This is a genomic window from Pseudonocardia sp. WMMC193 (assembly GCF_021728735.1).
GTDB classification, from domain to species: Bacteria; Actinomycetota; Actinomycetes; order Mycobacteriales; family Pseudonocardiaceae; genus Pseudonocardia; species Pseudonocardia oroxyli.
Window position 1 is genome coordinate 1,228,337 of the sequence record NZ_JAKKDO010000003.1, and the last position, 18,660, is coordinate 1,246,996.

Here is an 18,660-nt window from a genome sequence, read left to right on the forward strand (position 1 = left end):
GGCGAACCCTTCGACGCGCTCACCCCCGTCCCGGACGTCGGAGCGGCACGGGCCGCACTCGCCCCGACCGGCGACCGTGATCCACGACCGGGGAGCGGCACCGTCGAGAAGCGACCCGCTCCCTCCCAAGATGTGGATCATTCCTCTGGGGCGGCCGTCGCAGCGGAGCTGGTCGACGAGCTGCGGGCAGGCCTCGTGGCCGCCCATCGCTCGGCGATCGAGGCTCAGGCCGCATGGCAGGGGGCGGCGCTGAGTGCCCTCCGCGAAGGTCGTGATCCACATACGGGAAGCGGACCGGTCGGGTATCGACCTCCGTCCGCCCCCAGTACGGATCAGGCGGTGGGTGCGGCCGAGACGGGACGGCCCGCCCTGCTCCCCGCCCCGAACCGGCTCGCCCTGAGCGCGGCCGGGTACCGCCCCGAGGGCGGACTCGAACCCCTGGCGCCGGCGCTCGTCGAGAGCCTGGACGGCACCGCTCTGGACAGGCTCCGGCGCGGCGATCTGGCCGGAGTGTTCGGTCCGCGCCACGAGCGCGGCGAGCCCGGCCCCACCCTGAGCACCGGCCCGCTGCGGAGCGTTACCGAGCTTCGTCCCGGCGGCCCCGTCGGCGTCGCCGTCCTGCGCGGCACCGCGCCCGCCCCCGCCGACGCCGAGGAGCTGCGTGCCCTCGCAACCCAGGTCGGCGAGGTGATCGCAGGCTGGCTCGGCCTGGCCACCGTCGTCCCCGCGGCCCGCTTCGTCGCCGGACTCGATGCCGCTCCCACCGACACGCGAGGTGGGCCGAGCGTCGTCTTCCGTGCCCTCCCCGCCGGCGACGTCGAGGTCCTCGCCGAGGTCACGGCCGCCGATCTCCTGCCTCGACCCTGGGTACGACTCGACCTGGAGTGCGCGGCCGGAACCGTCGACGGCCTCACCGTCGCGGTCTGTGAGGAGCCGGGCACCCCGCTCGGCACCCGCCGCGGCGGCAACCCGCCCGCGCTCCCGGTGCGCCGAGGCGTGACCGGCAGGCTCGCGGTGGTCGACGAGCTGGCCCTGGCCACCGCGTCGGTCGGCGACCTCCAGATGGCCCTCGGCCCGGAGTTCGCCCGCTACGCCGAGGTCCGCGCCACCCGTCCGCCCGCCGGTGGGCTCCGGCTGGTCGGACGCGTCATGGAGGTCAACGGCACCCGTGGGGATCTCACGACCGGAACCGGGGAGACGGAGTACGACTCCGCCGCCGACGCCTGGTACTACGGCGCCGCCCCCAGCCCCACCGTCTCGAACGTCATCCTGATGGAGACCTCGCTGCAGTCGGCGCTCCTGTTGGGCTACCACCTCGGTGCCACCCTGACCGACCCCACCGAGGACTACAGCCTCCGCAACCTCGACGGCAGCGCCACGCTCCACCGCGAGGTGGACCTCCGCGGGCGCACGATCGTCCAGCGCTCCGAGCTGCTCGCCACCACCGTCCTGTCCGGCGCGGTGCTGCAGAGCTTCTCCTACCAGCTGTGGCTCGACGGCGAGGACCGCGCGACGACGCAGCCCTTCTACTCCGGAACCTCGCTGTTCGGCTTCTTCAACGCCACCGCCCTGGCCAACCAGACCGGCCTCGACAACGGCACCTTCGTCCCGACCTGGCTGGAGCAGCACCCGCAGCAGACCAGGAGCGTCGAGGGCGGACGGACCGGCGCCACCGGTGAGCTGGACCTGGTGCGGAACCTGGAGGTCGTCGACGGCGGCGGGCTCCACGGCGCCGGGTACATCCGGGGCCGGCGGGTCGTCGAGTCCTCCGACTGGTTCTTCGCCCGGCACTTCCACCTCGACCCGGTCATGCCCGGCTCGCTCGGCGTGGAGGCGGTGATCCAGGCGCTGCAGGAGTGGCTCCTCGACTCGGGCGCGACGGCCGAGCTGACCGAGCCCGAGTTCGTCGTCCCCGCAGGTGTGGAGCTGGCCTGGCGCTACCGCGGCCAGATCCTCGCCCACGACGGCGAGATGACCCTCGAGGTGCACGTCAAGCGGGTCGAGCGGCGTCCGGGCCGGGTGCGCGTCGTCGGCGACGCCTCCGTCTGGAAGCCCGGCCTGCGCATCTACGAGCTGACCGACGTCGCCGCCGAGGCGCGGGAGAAGGGGGCGCCGGCATGGTGACCACGACCCTGACCGAACGAGACCTCGACGCCCTGGGGAGTGGGCTCGCGCGCACGCCCGACGCGATCTACCGGGTCCTCGCCGACCTCGAACGCCCCGTCTACGTGATTCGGGACGAGCGCGGCGTCGCCGTGGCTCACGCACCCAGCGGGCAGGTGCTCGCCTCGACCGGCCCGCTGCCCCCGGCCCGGCTCGGCGCCGCGTCCTTCCGCCGCACCCACGGCGTCCGGCTCGCCTACCACGCCGGCGCCATGGCGCACGGGATCGCCTCCGCCGAGTTGGTGACGGCGCTGGCCCGAGCAGGAGTGCTCGCCAGCTTCGGCGCGGCCGGGCTGGTCGCGGAGAAGGTCGACGCCGGCCTCGCCGCGATCACCCGAGACGCCGCCGGGCGGTCCTTCGCCTGCAACCTGATCCACAGCCCCAGCGAGCTCGCCATGGAGCGGTCCACGGTGGACCTCTGCCTGAAGCACGGCGTGACGACGGTTGAGGCGTCTGCCTTCATGGAGCTGACGCCCGAGATCGTCCGATATCGCGCACTCGGTCTGTCCCGCAACGGAATCGCGCACCACGTGATCGCCAAGGTCTCCCGCACCGAGGTCGCGGAGCTGTTCCTCGCCCCCGCCCCGGAGCCGATCCTGCGCAGGTTGGTGGAGGAGGGCCGGATCAGTGCCGAGCAGAAGGAGCTCGCGCGGACGGTCCCGATGGCGGACGACATCACCGCCGAGGCGGACTCGGGCGGCCACACCGACCGCCGCCCGCTGCCGGTCCTGCTCGGGGAACTCCTGCGCCTGCGCGGGGACCGCCCCGTCCGCATCGGCGCCGGGGGCGGTATCGGCAGCCCCGATGCCGTCTCCGCAGCGTTCGCACAGGGCGCGGACTACGTGGTCACCGGCTCGATCAACCAGGCCTGCGTCGAGTCCGGGCAGTCCCCGCAGGCCAAGGAGCTGCTCGGGCAGGCCTCGGTGACCGACTGCGAGATGGCGCCGTCGAGCGACATGTTCGAGCTCGGGGTCGACGTCCAGGTGCTGCGCCGCGGCACGATGTTCCCCGCTCGCGCACGTCGTCTCTACGATCTGTACCGGCGCCACGACGGGCTCGACGACATCCCCGCTGCCGAGCGGGAATCGCTGGAGCGCACCGTCTTCCGCCGCCCCCTCGACGACGTGTGGGCCGACACGGTCGACTACTTCAGCCGCCGCGACCCCGACCAGATCACCCGCGCCGCCGAGAACCCCAAGCGCCGCATGGCGTTGGTGTTCCGCTGGTACCTCGGCCTGTCGTCGAACTGGGCGGCGGCCGGGGTCGCCGACCGCACCGCCGACTTCCAGATCTGGTGCGGCGCCGCGATGGGCGCCTGCAACAGCTGGCTCGCCGGCACACCGCTCGAACCCGTCGGCGCCCGCACGGTGAGCGGGCTCGCCGAGAACCTCATGCGGGGTGCGGCGTTCCACAGCCGCGTCACCGCCCTGCGCCAGGCGGGCGTGACCCTGCCCGCCGGGTGCGCCGCCCACCGACCGGAGATCCTGCGATGACCGAGACCCTGCCCGCGCCCGTCCCCATCCCGCGGGAACCCCGTCCCGACCGAGATCTGGCCTGGGTACTCTGCCGGGCCTGCGACGCCATGGTCTATGCGAAGCGCCTGCGCCGCAGCGACTCCGTGTGCCCCGAGTGCGGCCATCACCACCCGCTCACCGCGCCCGAGCGTCTCGCGCAGCTGCTCGACCTCGGCTGGGACGTGCTGCCGACCGCGGTTCCCGATACCGATGTCCTCGGCTTCGTCGACTCCAAGCCCTACCCCGACCGCCTCCGGGACGCTCGCCGCGCGACCGGCCTCGACGAGGCCGTCCTCTGCGCGCGGGGCCGGATCGGCGGCCACGCCGTCGTCGTGGCGGCGATGGACTTCCGGTTCCTCGGGGGATCTCTCGGCGCGGCCGTCGGTGAGGCCATCACGCTCGCCGCCGAGACGGCGGAGCGGACGCGGACGCCGTTGCTGCTGGTCAGCGCCTCGGGTGGGGCTCGGATGCAGGAGGGCATCCTCGCTCTGATGCAGATGGCCAAGACGAGCCAGGCGCTGCGCAGGCTCGACGACGCTGGAGTGCTCACGATCTCGCTGATCACCGACCCGACCTACGGCGGCGTCGCCGCCAGCTTCGCCACCCTGTGCGACGTGATCGTGGCCGAGCCGGGCGCCCGGCTCGGCTTTGCAGGCCCGCGGGTCATCGCCCAGACCATCGGCGAGACCCTGCCCGCAGGCTTCCAGACCGCCGAGTACCTCCTCGAGCACGGGATCATCGACCTGATCGCGCCACGGGGCGAGCTGCGCGGCGCCCTGGCCCGGCTGCTCTCCGTGGCGGAGGACCCGGCACTGGTGGGAGAGCCGGTCGACGTCCTGGTCAGGGACGCGGGGCAGCTGCCCGAGCGGCATCCGTGGGAGGCGGTCCGTGCGGCCCGCCGGTTCGGTCGGCCGACCACGCTGGACTACGCCCACCTGCTCCTGCAGGACTTCACCGAGCTGCACGGCGACCGGATGGCGGCGGACTGCAGCGCGATGATCTGCGGCCTGGGGCGACTCGCCGGGATGCCGGTCGTGCTGGTCGGCACGCAGAAGGGGCGGACCCCGGCCGAGCTGCCCCGGCGCAACTACGGCATGCCCACCCCCGCCGGTTACCGCAAGGCGGCGCGGGCGATGCGACTGGCCGGGAAGCTGGGCCTGCCGGTGGTCAGCCTGGTCGACACCTCCGGCGCCTTCCCCGGCGTCGCCGCCGAGGAACAGGGCCAGGCCGTGGCCATCGCCGAGAACCTGCGACTGCTGTCCGGCCTCCCGGTACCGGTGGTCGCGGTGGTGACGGGCGAGGGCGGCAGCGGTGGCGCCCTCGCCCTCGCCCTGGCGGACGAGGTACTGATGTGCGGGAACGCCGTCTACTCGGTGATCACCCCGGAGGGTTGCGCCTCGATCCTCTGGAAGGACGCGGGCTCCGCCCCGCGTGCGGCGGAGGCGCTGCAGGTCGACGCCCGCTCGCTGCTCGGCCTCGGTGTCGTCGACGGTGTGGTGCCGGAGGCCGCGCACGGCGACCACCTGGCCGCCGCCGAGAATCTCGGATCCGCGCTGGTCGGGAGCCTGGTGGGGCTCTCGCGGATGGACAACGCGAGCCGCCTCGCTCGCCGACACCAGCGCTTCCGCGCCTTCGGTGCGCCCGCCCCGATCGGAGACATCGCATGAATGTGTCCACGCCTGAACCCGCGGCCCCGAGCGGGCTGGAGGCCGTCCTCGCGAGCCTGCACCGCACCGCGACCGCCATGGCCGCCGACCCGCGTCCGCCCGCGCGGATCAAGCTGGGCGTCGACGGCGTGACCCTCGAATGGGACCTGCTGCCGACCCTGATGCCCGAACGGGACCGTGGGGACGGGCCCCGTCCCCACGGTGCCGTTCGGGGCGCTGGACAGGCGCCGTTCGACGGCAGCGGCGGGGCGGGTCCCGCCACCGCTGGTCCTGCTGCTCCGGCGGCGACCGTGACCGTCCAGCACACCCTGACCGCGCCGACCGTCGGGGTGTTCTACCGGTCCTCCGAGCCGGGGGCCGCGCCCTTCGTAGACACCGGTGACCTGGTCAGCCCCGGTCAGCAGGTCGGGATCGTCGAGGCGATGAAGCTGATGATCCCGGTCGAGGCGGACCGCGGCGGGCGGGTCGTCGAGGTGCTGTGCGCCGACGCGACCGCCGTCGAGTTCGGCGCACCGCTGTTCGCCCTCGCCGAGGAGTGAGTGGCGTGCACACCGTTCTGATCGCCAACCGCGGCGAGATCGCCCTTCGGGTGCTGCGCACGTGTCGGGAGATGGGGCTGCGCACGGTCGCGGTCTACTCCACGGCCGACGAGGGCTCCGCCGTGGTCCGAGAGGCGGACGAGGCCGTCCGGATCGGTCCGGGGCCCGCGCGCCGCAGCTACAACCACATACCGGCCGTGATCGAGGCCGCTCGGATGACGGGGGCGGACGCGATCCACCCCGGCTACGGCTTCCTGTCCGAGAACCCGGACTTCGCCGAGGTCTGCGCCACCGAGGGCATCACCTTCGTCGGTCCGCCGCCGTCGGTGATGGAGCGCCTGGGCGACAAGGCCTCGGCTCGTGCGGCGATGGTCGAAGCGGGCCTGCCGCTGCTGCCCGGCAGCACCGACTCGATCGACGACCCCGCCGCGGCCAAGGCGCTCGCGGACGAGATCGGCTACCCGGTGATCATCAAGGCCGTCGCCGGTGGCGGCGGCCGGGGGATGGCCGTCGTGCGTGAGGCGGGCTCCTTCGTGGACGCCTACCGGCGGACCCGGGCCGGGGCGGCCGCCGTGTTCGGCGACGGCCGCGTCTACGTGGAGCGCTACCTCGACTCCGCCCGGCACGTGGAGATCCAGGTGCTGTGCGACGCGCACGGCGACGGGGTGCACCTCGGCGCACGGGACTGCTCGGTGCAGCGCCGCCACCAAAAACTCGTGGAGGAGACGCCGGCGCCGGGCCTGTCCGCCGAGGCCCAGCACGCGATCGGGCAGGCGGCGGTCCGGGCGGTGCTGGCGGTGGGCTACGAGGGGGCGGGGACCGTCGAGTTCCTCGTCGACGCCGACGGCGCCCACTACTTCATGGAGGTCAACTGCCGGCTGCAGGTCGAGCACCCGGTGACCGAGGCGGTCACCGGCATCGACCTGGTCGCCGAGCAACTGCGCGTCGCGATGGGGGAGCCGCTGCGGTTCGCACAGCACGAGATCCGGTTCGACGGGGTCGCCGTCGAATGTCGGATCAACGCCGAGGACCCGGCGAAGGACTTCGCCCCGACGCCCGGACTGCTCGACGCCGTCGAGCTGCCCGGCGGTCCGTTCGTGCGGGTGGACACACACGTCGCGGCGGGCCGCCGTATCCCGCCGGAGTACGACTCGCTGCTGGCCAAGGTGATCACCTGGGGCGCCGACCGGGACACCGCGCTGCGTCGTATGGACCGGGCCCTGGCCGAGACCCGGATCGAAGGCCCCCGGATCGCGACCACCGCGCCCTTCCTGCGCGGCGTCCTCGCCGAGCCGGACTTCCGCGCCGGCCGCCACGACACCGGTCTGCTGGACCGCATGAAGGACCGCGCGACAGGAGGAGTGCCCGCATGACCGACGCCGTGATCGAGCGACCGGAGCCCCGGCGCAAGACGATCTCCAGCCCCTACATCCACAAGCTCCAGCGCAGGCACTTCCTGCTCTTCGACATCGCCCCGATCGCCGGCACCGCCGCCGCGGCGGCGTTCCTCTGGGTGCATCCGTTCGGCTGGACCGAGGGGGCGTTGCTGTTCGGCGGCTGGCTGCTGACTGGGCTGGGCGTGACCGTCGGTTACCACCGGCTCTTCACCCACCGCACCTTCAAGACGACGCCCGCGGTGCAGGCCGTGCTCGCCGTCCTCGGCTCGATGGCGGGGCAGGGCCCGGTGATCTCGTGGGTGGCGCTGCACCGGCGCCACCACGAGTACTCCGACCGGGAGGGCGACCCGCACTCGCCCAACCTCTCCGAGAGCGTCCTGGCGGGCCTGGTCCACTCGCACTTCCTGTGGATGCGCCGCCACGAGTACCCCAACGTCGTGCACTACGCGCCGGACCTGATCAGGAACAAGGCAGTGGTGAAGGTCGCCCGCGGCTACTACTGGTGGGTCCTGCTCGGCCTCGCCGTCCCGACGGTGATCGGCGGGCTGGTCGACCTGTCCTGGCAGGGCGCGGTGTCGGGGCTGCTCTGGGGCGGGCTCGTGCGGATCTTCGTGCTGGAGCACATCGTCTGGGCGATCAACTCCTTCCTCCACCTCTACGGCACCAAGCCCTACGAGTCCCGCGAGAACAGCCGCAACGGCGGGATCTTCGCGCTCGTCAGCCTGGGCGAGTCCTGGCACAACAACCACCACGCCTTTCCCGAGTCGCCCAGCTTCGGGCTCGACTGGTACCGCCTCGACCCCGGGTTCTGGCTGATCACCGCCCTCCACCGGATCGGCTGGGCCTGGGACCTCAAGGTCCCGTCCGACGAGCGCCGGGAGTCCCGGCGGATCAGGAGCACCTCGTGACCAGCGCCGTGACCGTCCCCACCATCACCGAGTGGTGCCGCGGCTACCTCGCCGACCTGCTGGACCTGCCCGTCGCCGAGGTCGACCCGGAGGCGGACTTCGACCGCCTCGGCGTCGACTCCGCATTGGCGGTGTCGCTGCTCATCGAGGTCGAGGAGCGCTACGGCGTCGACATCGAGCCTGAGGAGCTTTTCGAGAACCCGACGGTCGCCGCCGTGGCCGGCTACGTGCACGAGCGGCTGCGATGACGTCGGTCGAGGCGATCCGCCGGCACTACGACGTCGGCAACGAGTTCTACCGGCTCTGGCTCGACCCCACCCTGAGCTACTCCTGCGCCTGGGGGCGGGACTCGCTCGAGGCGGCCCAGGAACGCAAGCTAGCGCACCACCTCGCGGCGGCCGGGGCCCGGACCCGGCTCCTCGACGTCGGCTGCGGATGGGGGGCGATCCTCGCGCGCGCGGGCGTCCCCGCCGTCGGGCTGACGCTCTCCGAGCAACAGGCCGCGTACGCCTGCGACCGCGGGCTCGACGCGAGGGTCCAGGACTGGCGGGACCACTCGCCGACGGAGTCCTACGACGGGATCATCTCCGTCGGGGCCTTCGAGCACTTCGCGGCGCCGGGTGCGGACAAGGTGGCGATCTACCGGGAGTTCTTCGGCCGCTGCCGGGACTGGCTCTCCGGCGGAGCCCTGTCACTGCAGACGATCGCCTACGCGGACATGGACCCCACCGAGGCCAGCAGGTTCATGCAACAGGAGATCTTCCCCGACGCCGAGCTGCCGACCCTCGCCGAGATCGCTGCCGCCGCCGAGGGCGTCCTGGAGATCACCGCACTGTCCAACGGCAGGCTCGACTACGCGTGGACCTGCGGGCAGTGGGCTCGCCGCCTGAAGTCGGCCCGGGCGCAGGCACGCGAGCTGGTGGGCGACGACGTGGTGCGCCGGTACGAGCGCTACCTCACCCTGTCCTCGCTCGGGTTCCGGATGGGCAAGCTGGCGCTGTACCGGATCACGCTGCGCCCGTACGGATCTCGGTGGGGCGGATGAGGTTCAACCCGTACGCGCCCGCGTTCCGGCAGAACCCGTACCCGGTGTACGCGGCCTTGCGCGCCGAGCCACCGGTGCGCAGCCTGGGCATGTGGGTGCTGACCCGGCACGCCGACGTCGTGGCGGTGCTGCGGGACAGGAGTTTCAGCGCCGAGCTCATCCCCGATCTGGTCGCTCGGCACGCCGGGGCGACGGACCGGATCCTGCGCCTGGGCCGGGCGTCGCTGGTCTTCACCGACAACCCCGCCCACGCCCGCCTGCGCGCCCTGGTCAACCGCGCGTTCACCCCTGCCGCGGTCGCCGAGCTGGAACCCCTGGTCCGGCGCCTGGCCCGCTCGCTCATCGGCGCCGGCCCACAGGACCTGGTCGCCGAGGTCGCGGGCCCGCTGCCGGTCCTGGTGCTGTGCGAGTGGCTGGGCCTTCCCGCCGAGCTGCACCCGCGCGTGGCGGGCTGGACGCACGAGGTGCGGCGGCTGCTCGAGCCCGGGTCCCTGCGGGGCGACGACGTCGCCCGGGTCGCCGCGGTCGTGGAGGTGTTCGCCGCAGCCCTGTCCGAGGTCCGGGCGCCGGGGCTGCTGCGCGAGCTCACGCTCGTGCAGACCTCCGGTGGCGACCGGCTCACGGAGGAGGAGATCGCCCTCCTCGGGGTCATGTGCTTCGTCGCGGGCACCGAGACGAGCGCGGCCCTGATCGCGAACGCCGTGCTGCACGCGCACGGGGTCGCGCCCTCGCTGGTGCCGGCGGCCGTCCGCGAGACGCTGCGCTTCGACGCCCCACTCCAGATGACCAAGCGGATCTCCACCCGGGACGTCGAGATCGGCGGTGCGCCGATCGCCGCGGGCGACCACGTCCTGCTGTGCCTCGCCGGCGCCAACCGTGACCCCGCGGTCTTCCCCGAACCGGACGTCTTCGATCCCACGCGCGACCCCGGCCCGCACCTGGGCTTCGGGTTCGGCATGCACGGCTGCCTCGGCGGAGCGCTGGCCGAGATGCAGGCGCGTGCCGTCCTCGACGAGGTGGTCGCGGCGCGTCTCGCGCCCGTCGGGGAGGTGCGGTGGCAGACCGAGAGCCTGATCGTCCGAGCCCCCGTTGCCCTGCGGCTCACGGCCGTGGTGAGTGCGCGATGACCCGGCTGAAGGGGGAGCCGGGTGACCTTCCGCTGGTCTGCCTCCCGCACGCCGGGGCAGGGGCGGCGTCCTTCGCCCGCTGGCCGCGGCTGTTCGACCCGCCGATCGGGGTGCTGCGCGCGCAGCTCCCGGGGCGGGAGGACCGTGTCACCGAACCCCCGCTGTCCCGGGTCGCCGACGCCGTCGACCTGCTGTACCCGGAGGTCGCCGCGCTGCCGCCGGTGGCGCTGTACGGGCACAGCATGGGTGCGGTCATCGCCTACGAGCTGGCCAGGGCGCTGACCGCGGACGGGCGGCCCCCTGTGCACCTGTTCGTCTCCGGCCGCCGCGCACCGCACCTCCGGGGCCGGCACAGCGGCGTCCACCGCCTGCCCGACGACGAGTTCGCCGAGGCGCTGGGCAGCGCCGTCATCGGGCCGCCGCGGTTCCTCCGCTATGCGCTCACGCTCACCCGCGCCGACCTCACCCTGTCCGAGGAGTACGCCGGAAGCGCTGAGCGACTGCCCTGCCCGGTCACCGCCTTCCACGGCGCCCAAGACCCCCTCGTCGCGCTCGACGAGGTCGAGGCGTGGGCCGCGGTCACCCGCGAGTTCGCACTGCACCTGTTCGAGGGCGAACACCTCTTCCACCAGCCACGCCGCGTCGAGATCGCGGACCTCATCGGGAAGGCCCTCGGATGACCCTCCCCGAGATCCTCGCCCGCCGCGCCCACGAGACCCCGCACCGGACCGCCTACGTCTTCGTCGACGAACGTGGCGAGCCGACTCGGACCCTCACCTACGCCGAGCTGCACGCTCTCGCCCTCGGTGTCGCGGCGGCCCTGCCCTGCCCAGCGGGGGAGCGGGCGCTGCTGGTGTTCCCGCAGTGTGCCGAGTTCGCGATCGCGTTCCTCGGCTGCCTCTACGCCGGAGTCGTCGCGGTCCCGGTGAGTCCGCCGCGTCGCGGACGGGTGCAGGACGCGACCGCCGCGGTGATCGCGGACTGTGCCCCCGCCGTCGTCCTCGGGCTGTCCACGGGACCGGACGTCGCGGACCTGCCCCGTCTCGACGTCGACCGGCTCGGGGCCGGCACCGGATCGCCCCGCCCGAGGGACCTCGCCTTCCTGCAGTACACCTCGGGCTCGACGGGGGACCCCAAGGGTGTGATGGTCACGCACGCCAACCTCGCGGCGAACGAGGAGATGATCGCCGCCGCCTTCGGCCACGACGAGGAGTCCACGGTCGTCGGCTGGGCACCCTTCTTCCACGACCAGGGACTGATCGGCAACCTGCTGCAACCGATCTGGGTCGGCGCCAGAGGAATCATGATGTCGCCCATGGCCTTCGTTCGCAGGCCGCTGCTGTGGCTCGAGCTCGTCTCGCGCCACCGTGCCCACACCAGCGGCGGCCCGAACTTCGCCTTCGACGCCTGCGTGGCGGCCGCTGCCCGCGGCCCCGTCCCCACGATGGACCTGAGCTGCTGGAAGGTCGCCTTCAACGGCGCCGAACCGGTGCGCCCGGAGACCGTCCGCGCCTTCGCCGAGACCTTCGCGCCGCACGGCTTCGACGCCGCGGCGATGCACCCCTGCTACGGGCTCGCGGAGGCGACCCTGATCGTCACCGGCACCGGTCGGATGCGCGGACCCCGCACCGTGGCGGTGGACCCCGCCGACCTCGCGCGCAACCTCCTGACACCCGGCGCGAAGGAGCTCGTGGGATCGGGAGCGGTGCTGCCGCGGGAGACCGTCAAGATCGTCGACCCCGAGACCGGCGCGCCCCGCCCAGAGGGCGGGGTCGGCGAGATCGCGGTGGCCGGGCCCGCCGTCGCCCGGCGCTACTGGGGGCGGCCGCCGCACCTTCAGGACGGGTTCCTTCGGACCGGAGACCTCGGTGCCTTCGTCGACGGCGAGCTGTACGTGGTCGGAAGGATCAAGGACGTCGCGATCATCCGCGGACGGAACCACCACCCGTCCGACCTGGAGCACACCGTCGCCGCGGCTCACCCGGCGCTACAGCCCGGAGCAGGGGCCGCATTCACCGTCGACGACCGGCTCGTCGTGGTGCAGGAGGTACGGCGCGACCACCGCCGCACCGGTGACCCGCGCGAGGTCACCGGTGCCGTGCGCGCGGCACTGGCCCGCGAGCACGGCCTGTCCGCCGACCTCGTCGTGACCTTGCCGGGGCGGGTACCGAAGACCAGCAGCGGCAAGGTCCGCCGCGCCGCCGCGGCCGCGATCCACGCCGGAGACGGATTCGAACCCTGGGAGACCGGACCATGATCGACGCACCGAACCCCGACTTCGCCGCCGCCGTCCAAGCCGCGGTCCTGACCATGCCCGCCGCCGCCCATCTCGGCGTCACCTTCGGCCACCTCGCACCGGGTACGGCCGAGATCCACCTCGCGGTGCGGCCCGAGCACCTCCAGCACGACGGCGTCGTCGCCGGGAGCGTGATCGGTGCCCTGGCCGACTTCGCCGGCGGTTCCGCGGCGGGCACGCCGTTGCCGGTCGGGTGGGTGACCCTCACCCAGGACTACACGGTCAAGCTACTCGGGCCGGCGCGCGGCGACACGGTCGTCGCCCGCGGGCGGGTGCTGAAGGCGGGGCGCGGCAGCACGGTCGCCGCGGCCGACATCCTCGCCCGCGACGGCCACACCGAACGCCTGTGTGCCACCGCCTTGGTCGGCATGCGCAACGTGGAGCCCTGAGACGTCGAGACGCTGGTAGTGCCAGAACCCCTCGAGGTCGGGACCGTCCGCAGCGCGGCGGTAGACGGCCTGGACCCGGCCGTCCTCCCCGGTCCAGGCGAGGCTGGGCAACGCGACGTCGAGCCGGGGGTAGCGCTTCTCCCGGCCGGCCGCCGGCCCGTCGTCGAACCTCACGCTCAGCACCATGGTGATCAGGTTCCTCCTCGGGAGAGCGGCAGGGGGCTGGGCCGGAAACCGGGGGTAAGGTCAGGTGGGGTACACGCTGGACCGGCTGGGCGCTGCGGACCGGGGTCCGCAGCGGGATTCGTCTGCACCAACACGGACTTCATCTCCCCAGCGCCGCAGTCCGGATCGTCAGGTGACGAATAGAGTCAACATGTCATGACTTGTTGACGCGAACAAGTGGGCCTCCTTATCGTGGCCGCCACACCGGCCGTCGCTCATCGTGCTCGGCCCTGCCCGCCGGGAGTCCCCAGATGTCCATCCCTGTTCCAGATCATGATGCTCTGGCAGCGATTGCAGGCCAGTACGGCTTGGCGCACTCGTCGTCCGACATCGAGGCGTACGCCCCGATCGTCGAGTTGCTCCTCGGGTCCTGGGACGTGATCGAGGAGCTGTACGAGGCTGAGCGTCCCACCGCACCGGAGCGGGCGTGGACGCGTCCCGACGCGGCGGAGAATCCGTACAACGCCTGGTACGTCACCACTTCCATCACCGAGAGTGCGACCGGCCCACTCGCCGGGCGAACGGTGGCGATCAAGGACAACACCGCGGTCGCCGGTGTGCCGATGACCAACGGCTCGGCCACCATCGAGGGCTACATTCCGAGCGAGGACGCGACCGTCGTGCGCCGACTGCTCGATGCCGGGGCCACGATCGCGGGCAAGGCCGTGTGCGAGGACCTCTGTTACTCGGGGGCCTCCATCACCGCCAGCACCGGCGACGTGGAGAACCCGTGGGCGCCTGAGCGGAGTGCGGGCGGTTCGTCCAGCGGCAGCGCGGCCCTGGTGGCCGGCGGGGTGGTGGACCTCGCTGTCGGCGGTGACCAGGGCGGCTCGGTGCGCATTCCGGCAAGCAACTGTGGGCTCGTCGGACATAAGCCGACCTGGGGGCTGGTCCCGTACACCGGGGCGTTCCCGATCGAGACCACGATCGATCACCTCGGTCCCATCACGCGCACGGTCAGCGACGCCGCGCTGATGCTGTCGGTCCTGGCGGGCACCGACGGCAAGGACCCCCGCCAGCCCTCCTCCATCGAGACCGTCGACTATCTCGCCGCCCTCGATCAGGGTGGAAAGGGACTGCGAGTCGGCGTGGTGGCCGAAGGCTTCGGACATCCCGAGTCCGAACCGGAGACCGACGAGACTGTCCGCTCCGCGATCGCCGCGCTCTCCGACGCCGGGATGGTCGTCAGCGAGGTCTCGATCCCGTGGCACCGGCACGGAGCGGCCCTGTGGAACGTCGCGTCCACCGAAGGCGCTGCGTCGCAGATGATCGACTTGTCGGGCTACGGACTCAACTGGAAGGGACGCTACGACCCCGACCTCATGGCGCACTACGGGCAGCGCTGGAGAGACGACGGCAGCCGTATGGGCTTCACCCTCGGCCTGCTGATCCTCGCCGGCCGGTATGGCCTCGACGTCGGCCACGGGAAGTACTACGCGATGACGCAGAACCTCCTGCCGACCCTCACCGCAGCCTACGATGCCGCGCTGCAGGAGGTCGACGTGCTGGTCATGCCGACCCTGCCCTTCCGCGCCGGCGTGCGACCCGACCGCTCGGCGGACCTGTCCACGCGGCTGGGCTCCGCGCTGGGGATGCTCGCCAACACCTCACCCTTCAACTCCACCGGCCACCCTGCCTGCTCGGTGCCGGCAGGACTGTCCGGGGGTCTCCCGGTCGGGATGATGCTGGTCGGCCGCCGGTTCGACGACGCGACGGTCCTGCGTGCAGCCCACGCCTACGAGGAGACCTTCGGCGGGTTCCCTGTGCCCGGACCCGTCGCCGCCCCCGCCTGAGACTCGGCAGCACACTCGGTCGAGTTCGTGACGAACGCGGCTGGCATGAATCCGATCTCCTCGCGCGCAACCGAACGGCCCACACCTCCGCCGCCCGGCCGAGGATGCGTCGTGACCAGCGGGCTCAGTGAGGATCGACTGTCACCGATCAGTCGCTCCTTCTTCTGGTGCGCCCCGACTTCGCTGGATCCGGTCTCGCGGCCACGAGTGTCGAACCCCGCAGGCTCATCGAGCCGGCCGGGCGGTGGGGGATACGCCGACCCCTTCACTCACTCCCCATCCTGCAGAGGATGCAACTCGTAGAGATGGCTGCGGCAGGCCTTCGCGCTACGCCAAGACCTCGCTGGAGGGGTGTCGGAGTCCGACGGACTGTCAACCGGCCATCCGTTCGGACGGCCCTCGTTGTCGACGACACACCACCCTTCCCCCTCGAGCCATCGGCAAGTTGCAACGCCGTCTGTCCGCCGGTACGAAGGTCGACCGTTCACGTCGGCAGCCTCTCGCTCGAACCGGTAGACGAGCCCATCCGACTGGCGGACGAAGTGGAATGCCTGCACGAGTCCGGATCTACCGGATCTCCTCAGGAGCGTCGACCGAATTCGTGCAGTTCGTGCAGGTGGACAGTGGCGGGCGAGGAACTCCGGTAGGGCGGTGTCGGCGTGTGGTCGGGCGATCAGCTGCAGCCCGACGGGTGCGCCGTCGCGGGTGAACTCGGCCGGGATGGAGGCGGCGGGGTGACCGATGAGGTTGAACGCCCAGGTCAGCGCGACGCCCAGGTGCTCACCCGGGCCGCGGTGTCCGTGTGGGCGACCGGGGGTGGTGGGGGTGAGGAGAAGGTCGACCTCGGCGAACAGGTCGGCGAGCTCGGCCCGATTCCACCTCGTGCTCCCCTCCGCCGCGGCGAGCTCGGCCGCCGAGGCGCCCGGGTTGCGCGCGGTCGACCACGCGACCTGCGGGTCGCGCAGCTGTGGGCTCGTCGTGGTGTGCAGGGCGACGGGGAGCTGTCGGGCCCGGGCGTGGGCGATGGCGACGACCTCGTCGTCGAGCCGGGGTGTGGCGTAGCCGAGGTCGGTCGACCAGGCCGCCGTCCTGAGGGGACTCGCGGCCGGGAGCGGGTCGAGCGCCGCGTCGGCCCAGGCGCGCAGGAGGGCGGGGTCGCGAGCCGGGGCGCCGGGTAGTGCCGGGTCCGGAGGTGGGCTTGTAGCCGTAGATCCCGCACCAGGCTGCGGGGATGCGCGACGGGTTGCGGCGGCGGGCTCCGATCCAGCTGCGAACTGCAGGTCATCAGCGTATCCGCTGCGGTGACTCACCTCCCGGGTTTGACCGGCCCCGCTCGGTGATGCACTATTCCACTAACATCTTAGTTGTTTGGGGTGGTCGTGGAGTTCCGGGTCGAGCGGCGGTCGGGGGTGCCGACGTATCTGCAGTTGGTCGCGCAGGTGCGGCAGGCGCTGCGTACCGGGGCGCTCGAGACCGGTGATCGGCTTCCGACGGCCAAGGCCGTGGTGGAGGCGACCGCCATCAATCCGAACACGGTGCTGAAGGCGTACCGGGAGCTGGAACGCGAAGGGCTGGTCGAGGCGCGACCGGGGGCGGGGACGTTCGTGCTGCGGACCCTGGCGCGCCCGGATTCCCCGGTGGACCGGGCGTTGCGTGAGCGGTTGCGGGAGTGGATGGCGGAGGCGGCAGCGGCGGGGTTGGGGGTCGAGGACGTGAAGGCGCTGGTCGCCGAGGCGATCGACCGCACTTACGAGGGGGGACGAACGGATGGATGACCGGGACGACGGGGCGGTGCTGCGTGTCGCCGGGGTGGGGAAGCGGTTCGGCCGTCATGAGGCGTTGCGGGGGTGTTCGTTCGCGTTGCCGCAGGGCCGGGTGGCCGCGCTCGTGGGTCCCAACGGTGCGGGCAAGACGACGCTGTTGCGGATGGCGGTCGGTCTCGCGCGGCCGACGGCCGGGCGGATCGAGGTGCTCGGTGCGGACCCGTCCGAGGTCGGCATGCCCCCGGGGACGAGCTTCGTCGCCCAGGACAAACCGCTCTACCGGCGCTTCCGGGTCGGTGAGATGCTGCGGGCGGCGGCGGCGCTCAACCCCGGTGGTCGGTGGGACGGGGCCCATGCCGCCGCGCTGATCACCGCCGCGGGTGTCGATGTGTCCAGGCGGATCGCGGAGCTGTCCGCGGGCCAGCGGGCCCGGGTGGCGATCGCGTTGGCCCTGGGCCGCCGCCCTCGCCTGCTGCTGCTCGACGAGCCGCTGGCCGAGCTCGATCCCGTGGCTCGCCGTGAGGTGATGGGCACGGTCCTGGCCGCGGTCGCCGACAGCGGGATGACGGTGCTGCTGTCGTCTCACGTCGTCGCCGACATCGAGGACTCGTGTGACCATCTCGTCGTCCTGCGCGATGGCGGGGTGGTGCTCGACGGCGCGATCGAGGACCTGCGCGCGCGCCATCGCGTGCTCTCCGGGCCCGCCGCGGAGGCCCCGGCGGGACGCATCGTGAACCGCACCACGAGCGGACGTCACGCGGTGACGGTGGTCGAGGGATCGGCGGACGGAGGGGATCCACCGAGCCTGGACGATCTGGTCATCGCCTACCTGCAACCGTCCGCAGAGCGGGTCACGTCGTGACCTGGCTGGTGTGGCGGCGACAGCGCAGCGCCCTCGCCGTCGCCGCGGGGTTGGTCGTGGTCACCGTGGTCGCGCTCGTCGTCGCGCGGCTGGTTCTGACGGCGCAGGCGGCCGGGCTCGGTGTGAGCGGCTGCCTCGTCGACCCGGGCCCGGACTGCGTGTCCGGGCTTGCGGTCACCGACCTGCGCAACGCGTGGCGCTGGCCGGGTGGGTTGCTGCGGTTCTGGACGTGGGCCGTTGCGCCGTTGATCGGGCTGGTCGTCTCCGCGACCCTGTTCGCGCGCGAGACCGAGGAGCGCACCGTCGTGTTCGCCCTGACCCAGTCGACCACCCGGGCACGCTGGTGGACCGCGAACGTGGCCGCGACCGTTGTCGCGGCCATGGCCGGGGTGGTGGTCGTGACCCTGGCGGCGGCGTGGGCGCTCGCGCCCTTCGCCGTGCTCCATCAGCAGAGTCGCGTGGAGCCGCTCGTCTACGACCTCCAGGGGATCTGGCCTTTCGCCTCGGCCCTCGTGTCGTTCGCCATCGCCGTGCTCGCGGGGACGCTGCTGCGCAGCAGCCTCGCGGTCGTCGTGGTGACGGTGATCGGCTGGGTCGTGGTCGGCGCGGCCCTGCTGTACACCCGTTACGACCTGCTCCCACCGGCGGTGCTCGCGGTCCCGGTCCAGGAGTACGCCGGTGGTGGTGTCGTGGACGTCGACGGGATGCCCGGCGCCTTCGTGTTCCGCGACGCGGCGGGCGCGGAGGTCCCGCTGCGCACCGTCGGGGTGGACTGCGAGCCGAGCGAGGACTACGCCGCCTGCCTGGAGCGCACCGGCATCGTCACCGTCGAGCTGCAGTACCAGCCCGGCTCGAACTTCTGGCCGCTTCAGGCCATCCAAGCGGCGATCGCCGTTGCTCTGTCCGCCGTGCTGCTCGCCGGTAGCCACGTGCGAGCTCGCAGGCTGGGATGAGCCCCCCAGGGGTACCGCG

At 72.6% G+C, this 18,660-nt stretch carries 17 protein-coding genes; 16 read left to right on the forward strand and 1 reads right to left on the reverse strand.

The window, feature by feature from the left end:
• Positions 1-339: 339 nt before the first annotated feature.
• The 13 genes from L3X23_RS36035 (at position 340) to L3X23_RS07345 (ending at position 15,063) form a co-directional block, all read left to right on the forward strand.
• Positions 340-2,124, forward strand: coding sequence for a beta-ketoacyl synthase (locus tag L3X23_RS36035; protein WP_237191332.1), 1,785 nt, complete (start codon positions 340-342; stop codon positions 2,122-2,124).
• Positions 2,118-3,656 carry a PfaD family polyunsaturated fatty acid/polyketide biosynthesis protein gene (locus L3X23_RS07290; RefSeq protein WP_237191333.1) on the forward strand — a complete coding sequence of 513 codons (1,539 nt, stop codon included), beginning with the start codon at positions 2,118-2,120 and terminating at the stop codon, positions 3,654-3,656. The genes L3X23_RS36035 and L3X23_RS07290 overlap by 7 nt, the downstream gene beginning before the upstream one ends.
• Positions 3,653-5,344, forward strand: coding sequence for an acetyl-CoA carboxylase, carboxyltransferase subunit beta (gene accD, locus L3X23_RS07295; protein WP_255733911.1), 1,692 nt, complete (start codon positions 3,653-3,655; stop codon positions 5,342-5,344). The genes L3X23_RS07290 and accD overlap by 4 nt, the downstream gene beginning before the upstream one ends.
• Positions 5,345-5,346: 2 nt before the next feature.
• Complete coding sequence (locus L3X23_RS07300; RefSeq protein WP_237191334.1) at positions 5,347-5,883, forward strand: biotin/lipoyl-containing protein; 537 nt, start codon at positions 5,347-5,349, stop codon at positions 5,881-5,883.
• A gap of 5 nt (positions 5,884-5,888) precedes the next feature.
• A complete protein-coding gene (locus L3X23_RS07305) occupies positions 5,889-7,256 on the forward strand; it encodes an acetyl/propionyl/methylcrotonyl-CoA carboxylase subunit alpha (protein ID WP_237191335.1) in 1,368 nt (455 codons plus the stop codon).
• Complete coding sequence (locus L3X23_RS07310; protein WP_237191336.1) at positions 7,253-8,188, forward strand: acyl-CoA desaturase; 936 nt, start codon at positions 7,253-7,255, stop codon at positions 8,186-8,188. The genes L3X23_RS07305 and L3X23_RS07310 overlap by 4 nt, the downstream gene beginning before the upstream one ends.
• Positions 8,185-8,436, forward strand: coding sequence for an acyl carrier protein (locus tag L3X23_RS07315; RefSeq protein WP_237191337.1), 252 nt, complete (start codon positions 8,185-8,187; stop codon positions 8,434-8,436). The genes L3X23_RS07310 and L3X23_RS07315 overlap by 4 nt, the downstream gene beginning before the upstream one ends.
• Complete coding sequence (locus L3X23_RS07320) at positions 8,433-9,233, forward strand: cyclopropane-fatty-acyl-phospholipid synthase family protein (RefSeq protein ID WP_237191338.1); 801 nt, start codon at positions 8,433-8,435, stop codon at positions 9,231-9,233. Before L3X23_RS07315 ends, L3X23_RS07320 begins: the two co-directional genes overlap by 4 nt.
• Positions 9,230-10,360: a cytochrome P450 gene (locus L3X23_RS07325; RefSeq protein WP_237191339.1), complete on the forward strand. Its 1,131-nt coding sequence runs from the start codon at positions 9,230-9,232 to the stop codon at positions 10,358-10,360. The genes L3X23_RS07320 and L3X23_RS07325 overlap by 4 nt, the downstream gene beginning before the upstream one ends.
• Positions 10,357-11,040 (forward strand): thioesterase II family protein, encoded by a 684-nt coding sequence (locus tag L3X23_RS07330; protein WP_237191340.1) that lies wholly within the window; start codon positions 10,357-10,359, stop codon positions 11,038-11,040. The genes L3X23_RS07325 and L3X23_RS07330 overlap by 4 nt, the downstream gene beginning before the upstream one ends.
• Positions 11,037-12,617 carry a fatty acyl-AMP ligase gene (locus L3X23_RS07335; RefSeq protein ID WP_237191341.1) on the forward strand — a complete coding sequence of 527 codons (1,581 nt, stop codon included), beginning with the start codon at positions 11,037-11,039 and terminating at the stop codon, positions 12,615-12,617. Before L3X23_RS07330 ends, L3X23_RS07335 begins: the two co-directional genes overlap by 4 nt.
• The gene (locus tag L3X23_RS07340; RefSeq protein WP_237191342.1) at positions 12,614-13,045 is read left to right on the forward strand and encodes a PaaI family thioesterase; all 432 of its coding nucleotides are present in this window, start codon (positions 12,614-12,616) and stop codon (positions 13,043-13,045) included. The genes L3X23_RS07335 and L3X23_RS07340 overlap by 4 nt, the downstream gene beginning before the upstream one ends.
• Positions 13,046-13,521: 476 nt before the next feature.
• Positions 13,522-15,063 carry an amidase gene (locus L3X23_RS07345; RefSeq protein WP_237191343.1) on the forward strand — a complete coding sequence of 514 codons (1,542 nt, stop codon included), beginning with the start codon at positions 13,522-13,524 and terminating at the stop codon, positions 15,061-15,063.
• 269 nt (positions 15,064-15,332) lie between these two features.
• Here L3X23_RS07345 and L3X23_RS07350 read toward each other — a convergent pair whose 3' ends face one another.
• Positions 15,333-16,373, reverse strand: coding sequence for an amidase family protein (locus L3X23_RS07350; protein WP_237191344.1), 1,041 nt, complete (start codon positions 16,371-16,373; stop codon positions 15,333-15,335).
• Between the two features lie 63 nt (positions 16,374-16,436).
• On the opposite strand from L3X23_RS07350, the gene L3X23_RS07355 reads away from it, so the two are divergent.
• Genes L3X23_RS07355 through L3X23_RS07365 form a run of 3 tightly spaced genes read left to right on the forward strand, consistent with a single transcriptional unit; the run spans position 16,437 to position 18,641 of the window.
• Positions 16,437-16,838 (forward strand): GntR family transcriptional regulator, encoded by a 402-nt coding sequence (locus tag L3X23_RS07355; RefSeq protein ID WP_237191346.1) that lies wholly within the window; start codon positions 16,437-16,439, stop codon positions 16,836-16,838.
• A complete protein-coding gene (locus tag L3X23_RS07360) occupies positions 16,831-17,688 on the forward strand; it encodes an ATP-binding cassette domain-containing protein (RefSeq protein ID WP_237191347.1) in 858 nt (285 codons plus the stop codon). The genes L3X23_RS07355 and L3X23_RS07360 overlap by 8 nt, the downstream gene beginning before the upstream one ends.
• Positions 17,685-18,641 (forward strand): ABC transporter permease subunit, encoded by a 957-nt coding sequence (locus tag L3X23_RS07365; protein WP_237191348.1) that lies wholly within the window; start codon positions 17,685-17,687, stop codon positions 18,639-18,641. Before L3X23_RS07360 ends, L3X23_RS07365 begins: the two co-directional genes overlap by 4 nt.
• Positions 18,642-18,660 lie beyond the last annotated feature (19 nt).

Coding starts and splice junctions, on each gene's coding strand:
- L3X23_RS07290 (WP_237191333.1), top strand. CDS start 2,118: ATGGTGACCACGACCCTGACCGAACGAGACCTCGACGCCCTGGGGAGT.
- L3X23_RS07345 (WP_237191343.1), top strand. CDS start 13,522: ATGTCCATCCCTGTTCCAGATCATGATGCTCTGGCAGCGATTGCAGGC.
- L3X23_RS07335 (WP_237191341.1), top strand. CDS start 11,037: ATGACCCTCCCCGAGATCCTCGCCCGCCGCGCCCACGAGACCCCGCAC.
- L3X23_RS07340 (WP_237191342.1), top strand. CDS start 12,614: ATGATCGACGCACCGAACCCCGACTTCGCCGCCGCCGTCCAAGCCGCG.
- L3X23_RS07325 (WP_237191339.1), top strand. CDS start 9,230: ATGAGGTTCAACCCGTACGCGCCCGCGTTCCGGCAGAACCCGTACCCG.
- L3X23_RS07310 (WP_237191336.1), top strand. CDS start 7,253: ATGACCGACGCCGTGATCGAGCGACCGGAGCCCCGGCGCAAGACGATC.
- accD (WP_255733911.1), top strand. CDS start 3,653: ATGACCGAGACCCTGCCCGCGCCCGTCCCCATCCCGCGGGAACCCCGT.
- L3X23_RS07360 (WP_237191347.1), top strand. CDS start 16,831: ATGGATGACCGGGACGACGGGGCGGTGCTGCGTGTCGCCGGGGTGGGG.
- L3X23_RS07320 (WP_237191338.1), top strand. CDS start 8,433: ATGACGTCGGTCGAGGCGATCCGCCGGCACTACGACGTCGGCAACGAG.
- L3X23_RS07330 (WP_237191340.1), top strand. CDS start 10,357: ATGACCCGGCTGAAGGGGGAGCCGGGTGACCTTCCGCTGGTCTGCCTC.